This window comes from Pseudoalteromonas luteoviolacea (assembly GCF_018100925.1).
Classification (GTDB): domain Bacteria; phylum Pseudomonadota; class Gammaproteobacteria; order Enterobacterales; family Alteromonadaceae; genus Pseudoalteromonas; species Pseudoalteromonas obscura.
Genome location: NZ_JAGJEH010000004.1, coordinates 335250 through 354949, shown reverse-complemented (window position 1 = coordinate 354949; position 19700 = coordinate 335250). Strand labels below are relative to the sequence as shown.

21 protein-coding genes are annotated in these 19700 nt (G+C 41.4%); 17 read left to right on the top strand and 4 right to left on the bottom strand.

What is annotated here, in order from left to right; translation table 11 throughout:
• Nucleotides 1-10 precede the first annotated feature (10 nt).
• Genes J8M00_RS10575 through J8M00_RS10505 form a run of 16 tightly spaced genes read left to right on the top strand, consistent with a single transcriptional unit; the run spans nucleotide 11 to nucleotide 11304 of the window.
• A complete protein-coding gene (locus J8M00_RS10575) occupies nucleotides 11-463 on the top strand; it encodes a phage protein (RefSeq protein ID WP_211010208.1) in 453 nt (150 codons plus the stop codon).
• Nucleotides 460-1098 carry a hypothetical protein gene (locus J8M00_RS10570; RefSeq protein WP_211010207.1) on the top strand — a complete coding sequence of 213 codons (639 nt, stop codon included), beginning with the start codon at nucleotides 460-462 and terminating at the stop codon, nucleotides 1096-1098. The genes J8M00_RS10575 and J8M00_RS10570 overlap by 4 nt, the downstream gene beginning before the upstream one ends.
• Nucleotides 1079-1363 (top strand): putative phage tail assembly chaperone, encoded by a 285-nt coding sequence (locus J8M00_RS10565; RefSeq protein ID WP_211010206.1) that lies wholly within the window; start codon nucleotides 1079-1081, stop codon nucleotides 1361-1363. The genes J8M00_RS10570 and J8M00_RS10565 overlap by 20 nt, the downstream gene beginning before the upstream one ends.
• Before the next feature lie 53 nt (nucleotides 1364-1416).
• Entirely contained in the window at nucleotides 1417-1533 is a 117-nt protein-coding gene (locus J8M00_RS28685; protein ID WP_432652264.1) for a DUF6890 family protein, read from the top strand.
• Nucleotides 1534-1540: 7 nt separating this feature from the next.
• Nucleotides 1541-4273: a phage tail tape measure protein gene (locus tag J8M00_RS10560; RefSeq protein ID WP_211010205.1), complete on the top strand. Its 2733-nt coding sequence runs from the start codon at nucleotides 1541-1543 to the stop codon at nucleotides 4271-4273.
• Complete coding sequence (locus tag J8M00_RS10555) at nucleotides 4270-4599, top strand: DUF2590 family protein (RefSeq protein WP_432652263.1); 330 nt, start codon at nucleotides 4270-4272, stop codon at nucleotides 4597-4599. Before J8M00_RS10560 ends, J8M00_RS10555 begins: the two co-directional genes overlap by 4 nt.
• Nucleotides 4589-5725 (top strand): baseplate J/gp47 family protein, encoded by a 1137-nt coding sequence (locus J8M00_RS10550; RefSeq protein ID WP_211010204.1) that lies wholly within the window; start codon nucleotides 4589-4591, stop codon nucleotides 5723-5725. The genes J8M00_RS10555 and J8M00_RS10550 overlap by 11 nt, the downstream gene beginning before the upstream one ends.
• The gene (locus J8M00_RS10545; RefSeq protein ID WP_211010203.1) at nucleotides 5718-6515 is read left to right on the top strand and encodes a hypothetical protein; all 798 of its coding nucleotides are present in this window, start codon (nucleotides 5718-5720) and stop codon (nucleotides 6513-6515) included. The genes J8M00_RS10550 and J8M00_RS10545 overlap by 8 nt, the downstream gene beginning before the upstream one ends.
• Nucleotides 6512-7066 carry a phage tail protein gene (locus J8M00_RS10540; RefSeq protein WP_211010202.1) on the top strand — a complete coding sequence of 185 codons (555 nt, stop codon included), beginning with the start codon at nucleotides 6512-6514 and terminating at the stop codon, nucleotides 7064-7066. Before J8M00_RS10545 ends, J8M00_RS10540 begins: the two co-directional genes overlap by 4 nt.
• Nucleotides 7063-7890, top strand: a complete 828-nt coding sequence (locus tag J8M00_RS10535) for a hypothetical protein (protein WP_211010201.1) — start codon at nucleotides 7063-7065, stop codon at nucleotides 7888-7890. The genes J8M00_RS10540 and J8M00_RS10535 overlap by 4 nt, the downstream gene beginning before the upstream one ends.
• Nucleotides 7891-8211, top strand: coding sequence for a tail fiber assembly protein (locus J8M00_RS10530; RefSeq protein WP_247687321.1), 321 nt, complete (start codon nucleotides 7891-7893; stop codon nucleotides 8209-8211).
• Nucleotides 8204-8830 (top strand): hypothetical protein, encoded by a 627-nt coding sequence (locus tag J8M00_RS10525; protein ID WP_211010200.1) that lies wholly within the window; start codon nucleotides 8204-8206, stop codon nucleotides 8828-8830. The genes J8M00_RS10530 and J8M00_RS10525 overlap by 8 nt, the downstream gene beginning before the upstream one ends.
• Nucleotides 8824-9309 (top strand): hypothetical protein, encoded by a 486-nt coding sequence (locus J8M00_RS10520; protein WP_211010373.1) that lies wholly within the window; start codon nucleotides 8824-8826, stop codon nucleotides 9307-9309. The genes J8M00_RS10525 and J8M00_RS10520 overlap by 7 nt, the downstream gene beginning before the upstream one ends.
• 1 nt (nucleotide 9310) lies before the next feature.
• Entirely contained in the window at nucleotides 9311-10009 is a 699-nt protein-coding gene (locus J8M00_RS10515; RefSeq protein ID WP_211010199.1) for a hypothetical protein, read from the top strand.
• Nucleotides 9982-10932: a hypothetical protein gene (locus tag J8M00_RS10510; protein ID WP_211010198.1), complete on the top strand. Its 951-nt coding sequence runs from the start codon at nucleotides 9982-9984 to the stop codon at nucleotides 10930-10932. Before J8M00_RS10515 ends, J8M00_RS10510 begins: the two co-directional genes overlap by 28 nt.
• Nucleotides 10933-10986: 54 nt before the next feature.
• Nucleotides 10987-11304, top strand: coding sequence for a hypothetical protein (locus tag J8M00_RS10505; RefSeq protein WP_211010197.1), 318 nt, complete (start codon nucleotides 10987-10989; stop codon nucleotides 11302-11304).
• 843 nt (nucleotides 11305-12147) lie between these two features.
• Here the strand turns inward: J8M00_RS10505 and J8M00_RS10500 are convergent.
• The 3 genes from J8M00_RS10500 to J8M00_RS10490 all read right to left on the bottom strand — a co-directional run bounded on the left by J8M00_RS10500 (nucleotide 12148) and on the right by J8M00_RS10490 (nucleotide 17665).
• A complete protein-coding gene (locus tag J8M00_RS10500) occupies nucleotides 12148-12345 on the bottom strand; it encodes a hypothetical protein (RefSeq protein WP_211010196.1) in 198 nt (65 codons plus the stop codon).
• Nucleotides 12346-14087: 1742 nt separating this feature from the next.
• Nucleotides 14088-16619: a TonB-dependent receptor plug domain-containing protein gene (locus tag J8M00_RS10495; protein WP_211010195.1), complete on the bottom strand. Its 2532-nt coding sequence runs from the start codon at nucleotides 16617-16619 to the stop codon at nucleotides 14088-14090.
• A 122-nt stretch (nucleotides 16620-16741) separates the two neighbouring features.
• Nucleotides 16742-17665, bottom strand: a complete 924-nt coding sequence (locus J8M00_RS10490) for a LysR family transcriptional regulator (protein WP_211010194.1) — start codon at nucleotides 17663-17665, stop codon at nucleotides 16742-16744.
• A gap of 98 nt (nucleotides 17666-17763) precedes the next feature.
• Here J8M00_RS10490 and J8M00_RS10485 point away from each other — a divergent pair, with 98 nt between their 5' ends.
• Nucleotides 17764-18132, top strand: a complete 369-nt coding sequence (locus J8M00_RS10485; protein WP_211010193.1) for a cupin domain-containing protein — start codon at nucleotides 17764-17766, stop codon at nucleotides 18130-18132.
• A gap of 51 nt (nucleotides 18133-18183) precedes the next feature.
• Here the strand turns inward: J8M00_RS10485 and J8M00_RS10480 are convergent, their stop codons facing one another.
• Nucleotides 18184-19671, bottom strand: coding sequence for an amidohydrolase family protein (locus J8M00_RS10480; RefSeq protein ID WP_211010192.1), 1488 nt, complete (start codon nucleotides 19669-19671; stop codon nucleotides 18184-18186).
• Between the last annotated feature and the right edge of the window lie 29 nt (nucleotides 19672-19700).

The following is a 19700-nucleotide window of genomic DNA, read 5'->3' as shown; positions in this document are numbered from 1 at the left end:
AGATCAATAGATGACTAGGAAAGTACTCGGCGGCAAGGACTTTGATATATTTGCTGGCAATTCAATGATTATTGTTTCAGAGGCCACTGTAAAGATAACTGATAACCGTAAAGTAAAATATGTCAGAGGTGTTCCCGCAGGTTACATAGATGGCCCAGTGGAAGGTGAAGTGACACTAAAGTTAGATCACCAAAACTTCTTATTACTCCAAGCCCAAGCGCGGCTAGCTGGAAGCTGGAAAGGGATAGAACCGTTTGATGTGTCATTTACAGCAAGCGTTGCCGCAGGGGATTTAAATGTTGATGCCTTTGGTTGTATGCCTCAACTCGAAGAGCTTCTCAACATCAAAGCGGAAGGTGGTGAAGAGAACTTGTTCGCTGTTAAGTGCCCAATTACTTCACCAGATTTTGTGCATATCAACGGCGTTCCTTATTTAACGGCTGATGAAGTAAGGAACCTATGATGTTAGCGCTTGGCAAAATCACAGTCGATTCGCTGCTTGAAGCGATGACCGCGAGCAAATTCAAGGTATTCGAAGGCGAACTCAACTTAAACATTATTGGTGTTCGTGCAGCAAATACGAGAGCAAACACATTCAATGATGTGATCTGTGTATTGTATCAGAAAGATAAAAAGTGGCAGTTAAAGCAGTATAAAGCCACAACTGATGCAGGAACATATTGGCGCAAAAACCCGATGAATATCGACGGCACAGCGGTACTGGTGCCAGGTCAACATCGTAGCTTATGGAAGCTCGGCTATCACCAAGGTAAATACCGCGCACTTGTACAAAATAAGCCAGTGATCGTACTCAGGGACAATGACAAAAATGACGAGCTTGAAACTGATATTAGAAGTGCTGAGTTACAAGAAGGTTATTTTGGCATTAATTGTCATCGAGCTAGTGCACATACTGAATCAAAGCGCGTTGATAAGTGGTCCGCAGGGTGTCAAGTTTTGGCTAATCCCGCTGAGTATGACGAATTTATTGAACTTTGCGTTCAGTCTGGTGCTATCTACGGCAACATTTTCAGCTATACGCTATTGGATCAAAATCAACTACAAGGACAGAAAAGAAATGAAAAACATGAAAATTGAAGTATCACACGGTGACATCGACTACAAGTTCTATGTTACTGCGCAGGCATACAACAAATACATTAATAGTGTGACACCTACAAACAAAATTCAGCCTGCGACGAATTTCTTAATGAGTGTTGTTCAAAAGGAGCAGGCCAATCAGTTAAAACAGTTACTAGAATTGCCAGGTGCGGCGCTTCATCTGGTTGGGACCATTATTGAAGATTACCAGCCGGAGTTTAATTTCACAGTAAAGAAATCGAGCGTCGAGCAAGAAGAATAAAGCAAAATAAGGTAGAGCAATTATTCGCATACCATGTAAAACACTTTGGAAGTATGCGAATAACAAAAGATAGCTTGGCGCAAGCACTATTTTTAGAAACACAGCAACAGGAGTTGCTAACCGTTGCAGTTAACAACGGTATTTGCATGGCGTTAAACGGCGACGAGTAGGGATACTATGAGTTCACTTAGTAAAATGGACAAGTTGCAATATTCGATTGGGTTGATTGATAAAGTCACAGGCCCAGTGAATAAGATCATGTCCAAAATAAATCAACTGAGTGAACAAGCCGCTAGTGCTAAAGAGCAGTTATCAGGTGGCTTAATGAGTGCCGCGGGCGGGGCAATGATGCTAGTTGGCTCGCTCAATCCTGCAATTGAAGCACAAGCAGCACTTGGTGAAGTGCAATCACTTGATGTGTCTAACCAAGCACTGACCCAATTGAATAACACAGCAATGAATTTTGTGAGTAACTATGGCGGTAATACTGCCGAAGTTATTCGCAGTTCTTACGACATTCAATCCGCTATCAGTGGTCTCACTGGTAAAGAATTAGCCCAGTTTACTGAGTCATCTTCCATTCTTGCAAAAGGTACCAAATCAGACGCCGCCACAACTACCGATTATTTCGGCACAATGTATGGTATTTACCAAGACACGGCGAAAGAAGTCGGCAAATCCGAATGGATCCAAATGCTCACAGGGCAAACCGCCGCGTCAGTTCGCATGTTCAAAACTACGGGTTCAGAAATGGCAGGGGCTTTCAGCACGTTGGGAGCAGAGGCCAATTCCCACGGTATAACAATGAACGAGTCAATGGCCGTACTTGGTCAATTGCAAGCTACCATGTCGGGCAGCGAAGCGGGAACCAAATATCGCGCATTTTTAGGCGGCGTTGGTAAGGCCCAACAAAAGCTTGGTATACAACTCACTGACGCACAGGGGCGTATGTTGCCCATGGTTGATGTGATGAACCGACTTCATGAAAAATTTGGTTTGATTGATACCGTTGCTGAAAGTGATGCATTACGCAAAGCCTTTGGAACCAAAGAAGCGGTAGCACTGATTAAACAGCTCATGCCACAAGTTGAACAACTTGAGAACAACATTAACCAGCTCTCAAATATTTCAGACATGGGCGTCGCTGTTGAAATGGCTGACGCCATGGGCAGCGCATGGGATAGATTCGGAGGCTCACTCAATGCTGCGCTGGTGAGCTTAGGGCAAGCGGTTTTACCCATTGTTGAACCCATCATTGACTTGCTCGCAAAGCTTTTACAAGGGGTGGTGTGGTTAACTCAAGAATTCCCGACGCTCACTGGTGTTGTTGGGGCGCTTGTTGTAGGGCTCATCGGATTGACTGTGATCACGGGCACGGTTAACGCAGCAGTTGGATTATATCGTCTAACTATGCTGCAAGCGGGATATGCGACAAACCTATCTACCATATTTTCAAAAGCATGGACGGCAGCTCTTGCTATTCAAAGTGCGGTGGTACGTACTGCAACATTTGCAGCGGCAAACTATGGCAATGCGCTGTTATTTGCGGGTGGCATGCTTAGTAGACTAAAAAACATGGGGATTGTTGGAACACTTGGCCTAGTTGCATCTAAGTTGGGAATGGCAACAACGGCAGCTTGGGGGTTCTCAGCAGCATTGTTTGCAAACCCCATAACGTGGGTGGTTGTAGGTGTTGTTGCTGCAATCGCAGCCGTATCAGTACTTGTTTATTATTTTGATGAGATATCGGCCGCATTTAATGAGTGGGCTGATAATTCAATGCTTTGGCAGGGGATGCGTGTTGCGTTCGATTTGATCACTTTACCGCTGCAAATAATTTGGTATCAGATCAAATCTATCGGCTCAGCAATCTATGACTTTGTTGTCCCTGCATTTAGTTTTATTGGTGAAGTAGTCGGCACAGTAACGAGCTTTATTACATCTGCATTTATGGCGGTGTATGAACCCATTGCCGCCGTGTTCTCAGGTATTGGCGAATTTATCTCAAGTGTATTTGATGGTGTATTTTCAAAAGTCAGCGCATTCTTTAGGTTCTTTAGTGATATCTCAGCCAGCGTCACCGGGTTTTTGAAATCCGTTGCAGACAATGGAATTTTAAACATGGTAATCGACTTTTTCAGTGATGATGAAGAAGTACAGAAGATAAGCCAGCAGCCAAGCTCAGCTATGCAAGTGACGGGACATATGATCCCACATGTTCAAAATCATTCACTGCAAAATTTAGAGCAAAGCTCATTAGCAAATGGACAAGTTTCGACACTTGCCAATAACTCTAACGTTTATCAAGTATTGCTAACTAATCAAGTACTTGAACAAGCTCAAAGTGGTGCATTGTCTTCGCAATCGACCAATGTTTTACCAAATAACGTTGTAGCGCTTTTAAACGCTCAAGTGTCTAACGATACCAGCAGCACGCAACAAAGCTTTGCAGCAATTGAACAAGCACAGACAGCCAATTTTACTAACACACCAATTTCAAAAGTAAGTGAAGTAAATCAATCACTCCCAAGTAATGAGATCCCACTCAATGCACAAGTTTTATCTAATCATAATGTGGCTAATAGCAATCACTATGCATTGGGTGCACAACAAGCATTAACGCAAAATACTCAATTGGCTTATTTAGATCACGGAATTACTAACAATGCCCAAAGTCACATTATTGAACAAAACGCACAATCAATAGAGCAAGAGCAAACTGAGCTCAATACAAATTATATTGCAAAGCCTAGAAAATCAGAGTTTTTACAGCAGCTAGCTCAAACGAATAATTTTAGTTCTAGTAATGCTAGCAGCGACAATTCAAGGAATGTGCACATCGACAACTTAACTGTAAAAACTGATGACATAAACAGCACATTTGAGGATGTATTGGAGCTGGCCTCATGATGATATTTGACGATATCCAATTGCATATAGATTTAAACGTTGTCGATGGGGACTTTGTGCTTAATGACTCTCTTAGTCCTGCAATATTACAAAAAGCAGACGTAATCGCTCAAGACATTAAGCACCGCATTTTAGAAAGTGGTTTGCTTGTAAAGCTTGTTGGGCTGCGCAATGAAAACGGTATTAAGCCAATTCTGACCGAGCTTGAATTACTTATTGAAAAAGACGACAGATTAAAGCCAGGCACCATCAAAATAACAAGAACAGATAACGGATTATCGATTGACGCAAAAACAAGACAGTACGGGGGCTATTGTGAAATTTAAGTCCTTGATGAAAGATGCGGGTTTACCTCTGACAGAAGAAAAAGCCGCCGAGCAATGGCGTGAAGAGCTTAAAAATCAAAATATCACGGTAGTCAATGACTCCCCATTTGGCCCATTCTGGCGCACGATTGAAGCGCTGATCACCAAACCTGTCGTTAAACTGTTTGTGTGGGTGGCTGAACGTGTTATGCCGGATTTATTTATTATGACCGCAAGTCGAGATGCACTCATTGAAAAGCATGGGCCCAGCCGAAATGTGTTTATTCAAGCTGGTGTAAAAGCACGTGGTTTGCTTGCGTTTTCACGCCAAAATAGCGAGGGGGAAAGCTCTGTCGTTGCAGGCACGGTGATCACTACGGATGTGATTGGTTCAAAAACCTACGAACTAACACTATTACAAGACGTTAATTTTCATGATGGGGTTAGCACCGTCAATGCATTAGCAGAGGCTATAGAAGTAGGAGCTGCGTTCAATTTACCAGCACATTCTTATCGCTACTTTTTAGAACAACAAGACGGTATTTCGGTTACCAATTTAGATGACTGGTTGTTACAACCAGGTGCAGACGAAGAAGGTACCGAGAGTTACCGGGAGCGTATTCGAAACGTGTTTGGTACCGCTGCACGTTGGCACACCAATGATGTGTACAAACAGATCATTTCGGGCTTTCATGTGCCGATTGACAACATTGAAATTGAAACAAGTGGGCCGCGCGGTGCGGGTACCGCAAACGCGTATATTTATTTAGATGTTGGTACTGTACCAAGTGCATTACTAGAAACTATAAATCGCCATATTCGTCAAAGCGGCCACCACGGCCTTGGTGATGATGTGATTGTATATGCGATGCCAACGCAAACATTCAATATATCCGTTGTATATACACTACATACTAACAGTGACATTCAATCACAGCTGATCAATTTTATTGAGTCTGCATTTCGTAAAAATGCGGCGTATTCACCAACACGTGTAAATCATAATTCGGTGTTCTCAATCAGCCAGTTGATCAGCGAGTTGCACGAAGAGTTTGAACAGCTCAAATCAATTCGGATCAACATCGGCGATATTCAAGCTCAAAATTGGTTACCTACTTTGGGCAATTTGGAGGTGACTCGTGGCTAATCAAATTGCAACTTGGTTAAACAAAGGCTATGCCGAAAAATTAGTAAAAGCTGCTACCGGCTACTGGAATAAAACCAGTGAATTTGTCATGTGGGCTGTGAATCAAAAAGACGAACAGCAGAACGAAGAGCCGATCTTAAGCTTTTTGGCTTGGGAGCGCTTAACCGACCGCCTGCCTGACGAGCCGCTTGAACTATACCGAAAACGTGTTCAGCACGCACTGGTAAACACGATTGACGCGGGCGAGTTCGCGAGCGTCAAAGATATTTTTGCGCGACTTGATATTGAAGTCTTGAACGTACGTGAACGTATAGACGGGCGAGACTGGGACATTATAGCTATTGATGTAACTGACAACGCCCTTGCAAACAATAACAATTTACTGCCAGAGCTAATACAGCTCTATGGGCGAACATGTCGGCGTTATGAATTGACTGTACACAATAAAGCGGAGGTCTCGCTAGCGTTGGGTAGCACACATGTGCAATGGGATAACTGTCATGTACCGCATGCATTACATTTACAAGCCAAAAATCAAGCAACTCAGCAATACAGCCATGGCTTTGTAGTGCTACAGAATGAATCTAGTACAGCGCCTTTATTACCACTTAAACATGATGTAGAGAACTCGTTAGATATTGAGTGTTTGAATTGTTTTTTAGGATTAGATAGCAGGGTTGCAACTACACCACTTTTAGCAACTAATTTTAGGCTTCAGCATGCTATAGAAGCGCAACATAAATATGGATTTATCGGCAAGGAGGGTGGTATAAGCCACGCGATATTATGAGCCAAATAATTACAGGGATTATTACAAACGCAGGTAAAGCGCATATAGCAACAAGCGCTTTAAATAATCACGGTTTAAACATCGTTGAAATGGTGTTCGCTAACATCCCCAATTTAAATGAACACGCGACACGAAACCCTAATGAAACCTTGCCGCCAAGCTTACAAATTGTGCATCGTCGCAATATCGACGTAGAAGGCAAAGTGGATGATAACACCGTAGCTTGGGCGGTTATTCTAGAGCAAGACATTGGAGACTTTGATTACAACTGGATAGGGCTTGTGACAGACACCGGCTTGCTTTTGGCAGTAGATTATTTACCAATGCAGCGCAAGCGTAAAGGAGTGAATAATGTCCATAACCGCTCGTTTGTGCTCAAGTTTGCAGCCGCCGCAGCGCTGGCCCGAATCACCATACCAGCACAGTCTTGGATGTTTGATTACTCCCCACAGATTGATGAAATCAATAAAACTCAAGTGAGTTTAGCTGTCAGTCAGATAAACAGCATGACTCGATTTGTAAAACAATTTTATAAGGACATTAAATTATGAGCACAGAATTGTTAGGTAGAGCCGTTGATGCATGCGAAGCATTGACAAGTGTTGTTGAAAATAAAACGTCTGAAATCGACAGCAAAGTTAAGATTGCGTTGGGTGATTTGCCTGCAGCTATTAGTCAGATTATGGAAGCCACTATTTATGTATCAAATGAAATCGGTGAAGATATTGATTATCCAAAACCATTTCATACATATAAAACAATCAAATGTGCAATTGAGTCGTTCCCTCCTGGCGCTTTGTTGAACATTATTCTTCATGAGGGGCGGCATTTTATCGACGAGCATATTGAAGTTGAAAACAAAAGGGTAATGTTGAGAGGCCAAGGAAAGATAAAAACAGATGTAGTTTTTAAAAAAATCCAAATTGATGCATCAAGTAAATTTGAATTAGTAGGTTTCAACTTAAATCACTCGTATCTTCATACAAGCTCACTTACATATCGGTCAGACGTTGAAAGCATTGATGAGCTGGCGTTTCAGCATCCGTACAACTGCCCAGTTAGATTAAATTTTGACAGCTCTATTAGCTTTAGCTGCTGCAACAACCAAGCTATCGACGGTATTTTCACACATTTTGTTTTGCTTTATCCAAACACAGGCACAGTAGGAAGTTTTGTCACAAATAGTTTAGAGGTTGAAGGCGTCATGTCTGAAGGTTTAATGCTATTAAAACGCGGCGCTGTTGCAACAGTTGAAGCAAATGGGTTAGTGATGTCAGCAAAAAATAAGGAGGCGAAAACAGCGGATTTGGTCGTAGGAGATATAGTTCGTGATACAAATCAACGAGCAATTAATGTGATCGGGATGGAAGTGTAAATGTATATTTTGAATAGAATAAATTATCAAGGGAAAGATTATTACGGCGTTAGAGAAGACGGCTTTTTTGCTGATGGTCAACTTATGGCTGGTATACCAATTAGTGTTATTAAAAACGCTATCGAGCAAGAAAAGTGGCAAAAGATCCGCCAAAAAAGAGACCAACTATTAAGTTCGAGTGATTGGACACAAGTAGCTGATTACCCACTGTCAGAAGCACAAAAAAACGCATGGAGTGTATATAGACAAGCTCTGCGTGATATACCTGAGAAATTTGAGGTGTCAGATAGCATCGTCTGGCCTGAAGTGCCCAATGCATAACTTAACATTGTGCTTTAGCCAAACCGCCGCCCCTTGCAACATGCAAGCGGGCGCGGTTTTGCTTGCTCAAGCGCTTAGAGATAGCACACGACTTAGTTGTCCCACATCATTCAATGGGCTTTTACTCAGTGCGAGTAGCGCAAACTCAGGTGCGCTAGCGTTACAGCTTCAAACAGTTAATGCAGTATGTCCAATTCCAGAGTTTGTTACATGTGCATCATATGCACAAAGTCTTAGTTCATTAGAACGAGACAAGTTTGTGATTTATCAGGGTCAAAGCCTTGAATGGCAAGAGCTGAGCTTACAAAGCTTAAAGCCATTACAGAGAAAGCAAATCAGCGAAGAACTGGCACTCGTCAATGAACAAGCGCAAATTTTAATCTCAAACATTGATGACGCATTGGCCGAAATTGTCGAGCTAAAAGCGGCAAGAGATGAACGATTAAATCAATCATTTTCACCCCAAAACACTGGGGTTAGTTCTCAACTATTTACAGGCCTTAGCGCTGAATCACTGGCACGCCAGGTCGAACAACAGGGAGATGAATCAGAGTTTTGGGCGTTGTGTTTGTTTGTCGGTGAACTGGACGAACTGAATCAAATCAAGGAAGTATTGTGATATCAATTGACGGTTGGCAAGTGCCAGGTTATGACACTAAAGTAAGCGCAGGTATCAAGCTCGCTGGCTCCGATTTATCTGGTTTCGGTTCATTTGCTTTGAGTTCAGACAATGGAGTAAAGCCTGGTATTTTAAACGTCAAAACAAAAATCGCATTTGTTGATAGTGATGAACTGGCATCGCTCATCACAAAAGCCAAAGCATTAGATGAAAACGGCGCACGAACAGTCTATACGATTAACAATGATTTAGCTGAAGCATATAAGATCCGTAAAGCTAAATTCGATGGTGAAGTAAAAGCAACTGAATTAGAGGATTTAAAAGGCTGGCAGGTGCAGTTTAAGCTACTTGAGGTTCGCTCAGTCTCAGAGCGTGAACAGCAACAATTAGACGAAACATCTAATCAAGCGAGTGAGCAGCAATCAACTGATTCACAAACGCAAATACAGCAGCAATTCGAACAAGTGGAAGGGCCGTAAAGTGGGGGTTAGGTTATCTGATTCGCTGTACATCGGCGCTGTTGCAGTAACAACGGTTATCAATAAACAAGTACAGCTCGATTTAAACAGCGCGGGGCGAGCTCGTTTTGAAGTTGTCACAGAAGCTCCGCCAAACGGCTTGGTAGAACTACACTTAGGTTATGAAGTGGCTGATATGAAGCCCTACTTTTTAGGTGTGATAGAGTCTAAACACTTTGCAAACGGACGTTGGTATTTAACATGCAGAGAATTGTTAGGGGCATTAGCATACCAAAAATCTTTTTCATTGCGACACCCGACAATCTCCCAAGTCTTAGACGTGTTGGATGAACACATCGAGTTTGTTACTCCAAGCGCTGATTATATGCAAATCAAAGTCCCTATGTTTTGTCATGCAGGCACAGGCATTGAAGCACTAAGGCAAATAGGCCGCGTTTGGCAAATCCCGCAGTACATTTTTCAACAAAGACCGGACGGCAAAGTTTATGTAGGGAGTTGGCACGATAGTCGGTGGGCGCAGTCAACAATTAATGATTTTCCTGAGCATTCATTGAAAACAACCAGCTCAACCACTGGCGAAGTGATTGCCATTCCAAAACTCAGACCTGGACTAAAACTAAACGGGCGCCACATACAGGAAGTGACGCTACAAAATGATAGGATGCAAATAAGATGGTCAAACAAGCTTTTAAGCGTTTAATACTCCGTTGCTTTCCAGAGTTAGGTGAAAGAAAACACCTACCTCAGCTAGCCCTTATAGAAAAAATTTATGATCTGCCAACAGAGAGTGGAAAAATAAGCACACCATTTAGGCCATACAAAGCGGTTGATATACAATTGCTGGACCCCGTCACGCATGAACCAACTAATACTCCAGTATTCGAGCAAGTCACACTAGCGACAGGCCAAGCAAACGATGCGGGCTTAGTGAATGAACCTAAACCGGGCATGTATTGCATGGTTCAATACATCGACGGATTAAACAGCCACCCAGTTATTACAAACCTATTGCCATGGGGGGCTTTGGTACCAGAGCAAAAGCATACTGACGTTGGTCTTAAACAAAGCTCTCGAGCACAAATCCAAGGGCGCGATGGAAATTGGATAATAGAAACTGACGATTCAATCACGCAAGTTAGTGATTCAAGCGCAGTCCAAGCCCGCAAACGGGTAGAGCAATTTCATGTTAAACAATCAACGATAGCTACTCATGAAACTAACCACATTGATGGTAACCAGATAAACGAGGTCATGGGCGCCTTAAAAACAGTGGTTGGTGAAAAAGCGCTGTTCACAGCGTTGGAAGGTCTGCTCCTTGGCAGTCAAAAACAAATTAATATCAAGGCTCGTGAGAATGTGAACATTGAATCACTAATGACGCTGCATATTAAAGCAAATGAGCTGTCAAAGCTTGAGGGAGCGAAAGTTTGGGTGGGTGATAAATCAGTGAATGCTATTGAAGTTTTACACCATCTTATTATTATCGTTAAAGACCTTTGCGCAAAATTGGAAAACCATGGGCATAGTGAGCAGGGAGCTGGGCCTCCTTTAAATAAAGCTGAATTGAGTGAGTTAAGCAAGAGCGCAGGCGAGCTTGAAACCAATCTATCAGTAGTTGTTTAATTGATAGGTGTATTTGATGCTAGTTCAGGTCAAAAAATGTAAAGGAAGGCATGCATGAAATATATATTGTTAGTTTTGGTGATTCTAGTATTTACATTAAACATTTTTGATATAAACCCGTTTGTAGCAAAGTCGGGAGAGCTCGCGTATAGCGTAAAGGCTCCCAGTGCTGCAACAAAAGTTGTTTCGGGTATCGGGTATATTGATTTTATGGGGAAAGCAGTCCCTACATTATATTGTCTACAGCTAGAAAACGAATTAATTGATCTTCTTGACAGGAAGCCCGTTCACTACTCAGAAAAGTGGCAGAGAAACTACAATTTTACTTCAGCAAAATTCGAAAAGTGCGCAGAAAGTTTAGCTGGAAAGTAGGGCTGAATGTGTACAAGTGTGTATGAGTGTGTGTATAGAAAGTTGCGATAAGATTTAATCATAATTAAATCAAGATTTTATCTATGCATTATAATAATCGTGCCAATAGATTGTTGGTATGTTTTCGTCTGTTTGCTGCGTCTGATCTTGGTCTGTTTTGTTCATAAATCAACTATTTACATTGAAACTGTATTGTTTTCTTTTTGTTTGAGCCTTTTGCAATGTCGATCAAGTGAGTATATGTGTGTATATAAAAACCACTACGTGTGTATAAAACGGTAGCATATTATGGCAGCACTTACTGACGCGAAACTACGTAATCTCGTTAATACAAAAGATTCTCCATGTACATTGTCTCACAGAGACAGCTTACGCGTAAAACGAAACATTTACGGTATCGTATCGTGGTAGCATTAATGTAGGTATGAGGGGGAAACAAGTCATTACGTCTTTTGGGTAATTATCTTAAGGTTGGTATAAAAGGTGCGCAAGACTATGTGTGAAACTACCCCATAAATAGCTTAAACGCTGGATTGCCATTATTTAAAGAAGGGTGTTTCATGATGAGAAACTGCCAGTGCACTAAAAAACTGTGTGTTGGTATATTCAATAGACTGAGATTGACATATTGGTTCCAGATATCAGCATAAAGCACGGTGTTGGTTAAAGCGCTTTATATTGATAGTGCTCTATTTTTAGTGGAATGTAGGCTTCTGAAGTGACGTGTTTAAAAGCGTGTTAAGCGTATAGCTCTAAGCTTAATTCTACTAGCGCACTGTACTTGTAGGTACAGCTAGTTTATCAAATGAGCTTAGGGCTATGCCCTTAAGCTCAAATCTGTCATTATGGCTGACAAGTTATGCCAGCACTACACACTCGTATAGTTGGGGCAACTGTACCACAGCAGCCACCATGACTGAATGATACGCAAAGCGATTCTGATATATTACCACCGCCAACGGCTGGTGTTTGAGCATGAGGGATTGAATTTTTATCTTCAGATAAAGTTTTTATTTTCTTCTTATTAAGCTTCAATTGCATTTGTTATTTCCTTTTGTAATTTATTTGTCAATCAAGATTTAACATATCGTTATTTCAATGCTTTATCAAGTTTTTTGAAATAAGGCCAAAACTTTGAGGTCGCACTTGCAACTTTCCCAGAGACAGAAAGTGTATCAAAAGCCGCGTTTCTCTTTCCTAGTCAGGGCAAATTCTTGATTAAGGCAATCAAGTCTCTGCCCCCAAAATAAATGCTGGTCGTTGGTTAAAGGAGCTATATCAATTTTACATGTCTAAAATCTATCTTAACCCTAATTTCAACTAGAGCCAAAAGCGGCATTTACACGATAGTACTGAAGTTTATTTGGACAAAAAGTAAAATTTATCGCCAAATTATTAAAAGGCTCATAAATTGATTGTAAATGTATTTTTTATTTGCATGAAACGGCTATGACTTATTATTATCTGATACACGATTTAAAGTCGGTTGTTAGTATTCTGGATATATACTAGTCGCTGATACTGAGGTCGTTAAGAGGTGGCTATCCAGCTAGCTTTTTGTGCATTGAATAAATGTGCGAGATAAAAATAAATAAGGACACAATAAATGAAGCTTAAAAAGAAAAACTTAATAGTTCTCACTCGGAATCAATTACCATTAATATTTGGGGGGCAAACTGCGTCCAATACTGCAGACGAGCCGCCTCCGCAAACTGATGGACGATAAGGTAGTCGTTAATTTTTTGGAGCAAGGAAGAGCTGGAAGGCTAGGTCTATTTGAAGTACTTAAAGCTGCTGAGGTCTAAGAATTGAACTTAAAAGCTTTAATCAGTTAATGCCAAAAAATGACATTGCTTATTGAACTCTAGTTAGTTTTGGGAAGTTGACCATGTTTATACACTATGACTGCTGTCAACTTCTGGCTTGTATATCATGACTAAAACCCAGAAAAAGGTGTATTTATTCTTTTTGTATGCCAATAAAAAAGAGTCTGGTAATGGACAAACTAATAACAAGGTAAACATAACTTTTTCAGTCCAATAAGCATTATGACATATGAAAATATGTGAGGTGAGTAAACTAAGCTGTTTTCGGCAAAGCGTCGATTCTTTTCTTTAATATAAATTCGTATCTAACCAATCTACCTTAGACGTTGATTTAAGCACATTATACTTTACACGCTTTTAGGTATAGTTTACTTACTTGTGAGCGGCTTGGTGAAGTATAGGTTTTGGCTTGCTGTAGGTGTGAGACTTTAGTTAGTTTTCAAACTTTCGGATGGCTTTTAATAGCTTGTGTTGAACTCGATTATTCCTTGTGAAAGGATTATTGATATTGTGCCATGTTCAACTTGGCATGGCACTGCGGCGATCACTAAGTCAAATACTAATAGTAGTGTGCACAAGATTGCTCAACGGAGTTTAGCTACAAAGTCCATTGTCACCAAGAAGCAGAGTATAGAAAGCCATATTTTGTATGCAAGCAAGTTAGACGCATATCTCTCAATTCTTTCGTTTTTTATTTGTTCAGTTACCTCAGTTGGTAGGCTTGCTTACAGTGATTTTAAATATTCCTTTGGTTTATTAGGCTAGCGTTATAAAAAGTAAAGTACATACTTTGAATTGAGTTGAGTTGAGTTGAGTTGAGTTGAGTTGAGTTGAGTTGAGTTGAAACACGCGTTAGCTAGATGTTGAGGTATGATCGGCTTTTTATTGCATCTTGACGGTGTGGGTTATTGCGAAAAGTAATGTATTGAGCGAGTGCTCAATACATTACCTCAACGATTAGAATCTAAAGTTTACCTTGGCGTAGTATGTCATCCCATCAAAGCCATACGGTAGTGCTCGAAGCGGGTAACGCATTGCGCCGTTGGTGATAAAGTTCAATACTTCATCTTCTCCAAGTTCATTTGGTGTTTTATCAAATAAGTTGTCAATGCCCAAAGACACATCAAAGTGTTCGTTGATTTGATATCCGAGGTTAATATCAACCAATACCGCTGATTCGACAACGCTGTGATCTTGCCAGCTGTTTGTTGGGGATAAAAAGCCTGGCAGTTCAATATGCTTACCTGAGAAGTAAGCGACTTCGGTTTTGCCGAAGTAATTTAAACGTAGCAGTGATGACCACTTGTCTTTTGTATAGTCAAAAGTCAGGGTTGCGCGTTCTTGTGGTTGGCCGTGAGTTAAAAATGAACGTGTTTGCTCATCTAACGCAATACTTTCTGGTATTCCCTTAGGAGAGTTAACCTTGTCGATAGTGGTTTTATTTTTATTGGCTGCAAAGGTTATTTCAAGTTCTCCAGACGCTACTTCGGTAGAATAAGAAGCTATTAAATCAATGCCCTTAGTTGTCGAGTCCAATGAATTGGAGAAGAAATTAGCTTGTACGGCACCCGATGCTTTGAGTGCTGCATTGGCATCTGGGAAGTTGCTCAATTCATCACTGTCTGCACCAATAAAGCTACCTAAATTGATACGGTCGTAAATTTTTATTTGGTAAAAGTCTAGTGTGATAGAGAGGTCATTACTCGCGTCCCAAGCCAAACCTAAGTTGTAGTTGTTGGAAGACTCAAGCTGAAGGCCTTCTATGCCAAGCGCTTCTGGGAAAGGTGAACCTGCTGTAGCTGTATAGGATGTAGCAAGTGACCCATCACCGCCTAAGCTGGTTGTAAATGCCGTATACCCAGATTGCTGTAGCGAAGGCGCTCTAAAACCTGTAGAGGCGGCCGCACGAAGTGCCAAGTCCTCTGTGACTTCGTATCTCGTTGCAAGCTTCCAAATAATATCATCGCCAGAGTCTGAAACATCTTCATAGCGAAGCGCACCACTGACTAACCAGTATTCGTTAAGCAAGGTTTCTGCTTCAATGTAAATTGCGTGGCTTGAGCGGTCAGCTTTGTTTGCCGCGTCGGGCCTCAAACCTTGATAAGCCTGAAAGCCACAGTCCGCAAATACGCTAGAGTCGATTACAGAAGGGAATGAGCTAGAAGCGTTTGAGAAGCCGCATGCATAAGATGCTACTTCTCCTGGGACAATTTCATAGTTTTCTTTACGGTATTCTGCACCAATTGACAAATAAATTGGCTCAGCATCTGCGCGGTCGATAACCCCGTTTAGGTCTAAGTTTGTGGTCCATTGATCAAATCTGAAGCCACCAGAGTATCCGCCTCGAGGACCTGCGTTGTCCCTAACTTGTTGGTCAGTCGCATTTGGGTTGTTGGCAAGGTATTCGGCTGCATAAGAAGCATTGATTGTATTCGAAGAGGAATAGTCATATTTGTTTTGACCGTATACATTTGAAAAATCAAAACTCCAATCAGGCGTTATATCCCCTTTAAAACCAACGGCTAACGAAATATCATCAGCTTCGTTATCAATTCTTGGCAAGAAGCCATCAGGGTATACTTGAGGAACATTACGCTCTGCACGGTTAAAGTCTCGGTAAAAGCCATTTCCGAACGCTGTTCTATTTGAATAGCCACCAAAGGAGTATAATTCTTTGTCTCCCAAGGGGAGAGCAGCATTAAAGAATAGAGAGGTAAACTCGCTGTCAGAGTTACCTTGGCGCCACCTGACGGTTTCTGATAATTTCCCAGCGGGAATCGTTGAAGAGCCACCCGTATCGCGTTCAGCTCGATTGGTGCCATCAGCGTCTCTGTACTCAAAAGATAAGTTGATAAAGCCGCCTTCGCTACCAATATCAAAACCTCTGTTCAAGCCAAAAGCATAGGTATCGCCATCACCTTCGCCAGTTGAGCTGCCCTGAAAGAATCCTGTAGTTTCACCAGTAGAGTCATTTAAAGACAAGTTGATCACGCCTGCAATGGCATCCGAGCCATATCGAGCAGCGGCGCCATCTCGTAGGATCTCAACATTTTTAAGTGCCATCATGGGTATGGAGTTCATATCTGTACCTGCAGCACCAGCGCCAACAGTACCAGTTAAGCCAAAAATGGCTTGGTTGTGTCTTCTTTTACCATTAATAAGTACAAGTGTTTGGTCGGGTTGGAGTCCCCTTAAAGTCGCTGGGCGAAATAGATCTGAGCCGTCGGAAACCTGTGTTCTACTAAAGTTAAAAGAGGGGGCTATTGACTGCAAGCTTTGCCCCAATTCTGTGTAACCACCTTTGTTGAGTTGTTCAGTATCTAAAATATCGATTGGTGAGGTTGATTCGGTGGCCGTACGGTTTGAAACTTTTGAGCCGAGGACCGAAATGGTTTCAATTTTTTCTTCAGTTGGTTCATTAGCTTGTGCCATTGTGGTACTGGCCAATAGTGCTAATGCTATTGGTGATAGTTTGAGAGATCCTGTCATAACTTACTACTCTATAATTATTTTTTATTTTAACGGCTTTGCCTGCCTTAGAAGTTGTCACAAATAAAACTCAAGCGCAATATTTTTGTTCTAAATATGTAAACAGGGTGTCGGACGCATGACTATGAAAAACCTTCAAGTATTTGTGCTGCAATAGTTTCAAGCTCAGATCTCAGCCATATTAGACCTTGGTCTAAGTTATAGGATGGATGCCAGACCATGAACAATTTATAGTCAGGTAATGCGATAGGCGGTTCTAATATCTGTACATTTTTTATTTCATGTTGCCTGATAGAGAGAGCGGGGACCGTAGCGATTAAATCTCCATTGCTTACAAGTTCTGCCACATTCATAAGTTGTGGGACTGTGGCCGCTATATGCCGATACTTTCCGAGTTTTTTCAGTTCATTGTCTAAACTGCCAGTTTCAGCCCCCCAAGGAGAGACAAGTACATGCTTTGCACTTAAGTAATGCTCTAAAGAGAGTTCTTTCGAAACGAGCGGGTGTTGTTTTCTAGCAATGACACGATAGTGTCCAGAAATTAATTTTTGTTGGCTAAGATTATTGTCGAAAGCGTGTGCATGACTAAACGTCAGTACCAAGTCGATATGATTGGACGACAACGCTTTGATTGGGATTTCTGACCTGAGATCTATGACCTTGATTCGAATATTGTAGTTAAGTGAGGATAACTTATTGAGCAAAGGGTAAATAAATAGCTTAGTTGTAAAGTCGGTGGCAGCGATAACAAACTGTCTGTTTGACGTATTTTTACAAAAGCTATCAAGACCAATCGCAACTTGGTTGAGTAGTGCAAGGCCTTGCTGTGCGAGTGGTTGTATATTTAGCGCCTTTTGTGTTGGAAGCATTTTACCGTTCTCTCTAACAAAAAGAGGATCGTTAAATGCAATTCGAAGCCTTTTTAAAGCATGGCTCATCGCGGATTGGCTCAAACTTAAACTTTTTGCAGCATCGGATACACTTTGAGTCTGGTATAGCGCATCAAGTACTAACCATAGGTTTTGGTCAAATTGTCTTAGATTCATAATATGTACCATATTCATATTTATCTGAAAAATGTACATTTGATTCATGCTTGAATGCAACTTAATCTACAAGTAAGTCAATGTAAGGAGCTTTATACATGAATGATTACGTCGCAGTTAATTTGGCTCAAAAACTGGCTCTTTTTGAAGAACATTGGTCACCTAAAGTTATTGGGCAGATCAATGATTACCAAATAAAAGTGGTCAAAGTACTGGGAGAGTTTACGTGGCATCAGCACGATGATACCGATGAATTGTTTTTAGTTTTAAAAGGGCGGTTGGACATTCATTTCGAAAATAGAGTTGTAACGCTTAATAGTGGAGAAATGCTTGTGGTGAAAAAGGGAGAGCAGCATAAACCAGTAGCGGAAAAAGAGTGTGAAATTTTACTCATTGAGCCAAAAGGTGTTGTTAACACAGGAGATGCAGGTGGCAAGTTGACCGCACAAAATGATATATGGATATAGATGACCCCAGCATTGAGGTAGGCACTCAATACTGGGTAAAATTCAATACAATCACAAATTGCGAATATGAAAGATTTCTCTTTTGTGCGCATTGCCGTTTAGGATGATACTATGGATATCGTCATATGCATCGACGGATACTAGAGGATTGGAATTGAGCAGCAAAATGTTTGCGATTTTACCCGGTTGAATTGTTCCATATTTTGACTCCAACCCGTATGCCTTTGCATTATTTATTGTGGCGCTGGCTAGCAGTCCGACTAGGTCAACGCCCGAATCATGCATATCTTGTAACTCCCAAAAAGTAGATAACCCAGGCTGGGATGCGTAGGTCGGGGCTGGTGGCGTGTCTGAGCCTAGTAATATTTTCCCGCCATTTTTGTAAAGGTAATTTAAAACACGTTTACCGTTAATTTGTTTGCTGCGTAAATAATCAATTTTTTGTTGGTGCGTCAGACCTTGCCAGCCGGATAACATTTCGCGAGCAAACCACTGACCATCCGCTGAGGTATACCAGCTAATTTGCCAGCTAGGTAAAACTGTTTTGTATTTTGGGTTGTCCAAATGGTTGGGCACCATTACATCAGTTAGACTGCGCATAACATTTAATGAAGGCTGGTAGTAAGTTTGGGCTGTTAAGATCCCATCAGCAACTCGTTGAACATTTTTTGGCAAAGCGAGGGAAATATCGTCCCCTTGCTGATGTTCATCCAGCCAATTCCAAATGCCATGGGCCAAAATATCAACATGACTATTTAGTGCTACAGAATGCATGTCAGTCGCATTGGCGTGAACCATCACTGGCAAATTTTGGCGATTTGCTTCATCAACTATTTGTTCTACATTTTCATTATTAATGAGACGAATATTTGTCGCTTTATCAAACCCATCTTCTAAAAATATTTTGGCACAGATTGCCCCGTCTTTTTTTAATCTTTTGACAACTGCTTGGGCTTCGTGCAGGGAGTTAACGGAAGGCGTGTTTAGGTGAGTTGGGTCGCCATGTTGATGAACATAATAAGGCCTACGCTCATTAAGGTGCTGATATTTAATGCCTTGAGCTGAGTAGCCCTGATATATAGGCATTGCACCACAAAAATAGGCATTTGGTGACATGTTAAGTTCTTTAAAGCTGGCAATGCCCTGCGCTGTATTTGCAGGGTCTACTACTTGCGTCACGCCATAGTACAAGTAGTTGCTACCTTGACGTTTTAAATAGGCTGTTTGCATTTTTGGGGCGTCTTTGTCTGTTTTTAAAAGTCCAGGCATAGTTCGCAAATGTGTATGGCTATCGGTTAACCCGGGAATTAAAAATTGTCCATTTGCATTTATGATTTTTTTGGCTGGTGGCTTTTTCGCTTTATCAGAAACCTCAATTATTCGCCCCTCGTTAATTGATAGCCAATGATTGGTTTTTATTGATACTTCGCTTTGGGTTATCGGTGATATAATCGTTGCATCAGTGATCAGTAAGTCAACTTCAGCGTAAGCTAGGTTGGTAGTAATCAATAGAGCAGTAAGTTGGATATTTTTTTTCATAAGACCTCCGTTGTTACGCTGAGTTTATA

Coding starts and splice junctions, on each gene's coding strand:
- J8M00_RS10575 (WP_211010208.1), top strand. CDS start 11: ATGACTAGGAAAGTACTCGGCGGCAAGGACTTTGATATATTTGCTGGC.
- J8M00_RS10570 (WP_211010207.1), top strand. CDS start 460: ATGATGTTAGCGCTTGGCAAAATCACAGTCGATTCGCTGCTTGAAGCG.
- J8M00_RS10565 (WP_211010206.1), top strand. CDS start 1,079: ATGAAAAACATGAAAATTGAAGTATCACACGGTGACATCGACTACAAG.
- J8M00_RS28685 (WP_432652264.1), top strand. CDS start 1,417: ATGCGAATAACAAAAGATAGCTTGGCGCAAGCACTATTTTTAGAAACA.
- J8M00_RS10560 (WP_211010205.1), top strand. CDS start 1,541: ATGAGTTCACTTAGTAAAATGGACAAGTTGCAATATTCGATTGGGTTG.
- J8M00_RS10555 (WP_432652263.1), top strand. CDS start 4,270: ATGATGATATTTGACGATATCCAATTGCATATAGATTTAAACGTTGTC.
- J8M00_RS10540 (WP_211010202.1), top strand. CDS start 6,512: ATGAGCCAAATAATTACAGGGATTATTACAAACGCAGGTAAAGCGCAT.
- J8M00_RS10535 (WP_211010201.1), top strand. CDS start 7,063: ATGAGCACAGAATTGTTAGGTAGAGCCGTTGATGCATGCGAAGCATTG.
- J8M00_RS10530 (WP_247687321.1), top strand. CDS start 7,891: ATGTATATTTTGAATAGAATAAATTATCAAGGGAAAGATTATTACGGC.
- J8M00_RS10525 (WP_211010200.1), top strand. CDS start 8,204: ATGCATAACTTAACATTGTGCTTTAGCCAAACCGCCGCCCCTTGCAAC.
- J8M00_RS10510 (WP_211010198.1), top strand. CDS start 9,982: ATGGTCAAACAAGCTTTTAAGCGTTTAATACTCCGTTGCTTTCCAGAG.
- J8M00_RS10505 (WP_211010197.1), top strand. CDS start 10,987: ATGAAATATATATTGTTAGTTTTGGTGATTCTAGTATTTACATTAAAC.
- J8M00_RS10500 (WP_211010196.1), bottom strand. CDS start 12,345: ATGCAATTGAAGCTTAATAAGAAGAAAATAAAAACTTTATCTGAAGAT.
- J8M00_RS10495 (WP_211010195.1), bottom strand. CDS start 16,619: ATGACAGGATCTCTCAAACTATCACCAATAGCATTAGCACTATTGGCC.
- J8M00_RS10490 (WP_211010194.1), bottom strand. CDS start 17,665: ATGAATCTAAGACAATTTGACCAAAACCTATGGTTAGTACTTGATGCG.
- J8M00_RS10485 (WP_211010193.1), top strand. CDS start 17,764: ATGAATGATTACGTCGCAGTTAATTTGGCTCAAAAACTGGCTCTTTTT.
- J8M00_RS10480 (WP_211010192.1), bottom strand. CDS start 19,671: ATGAAAAAAAATATCCAACTTACTGCTCTATTGATTACTACCAACCTA.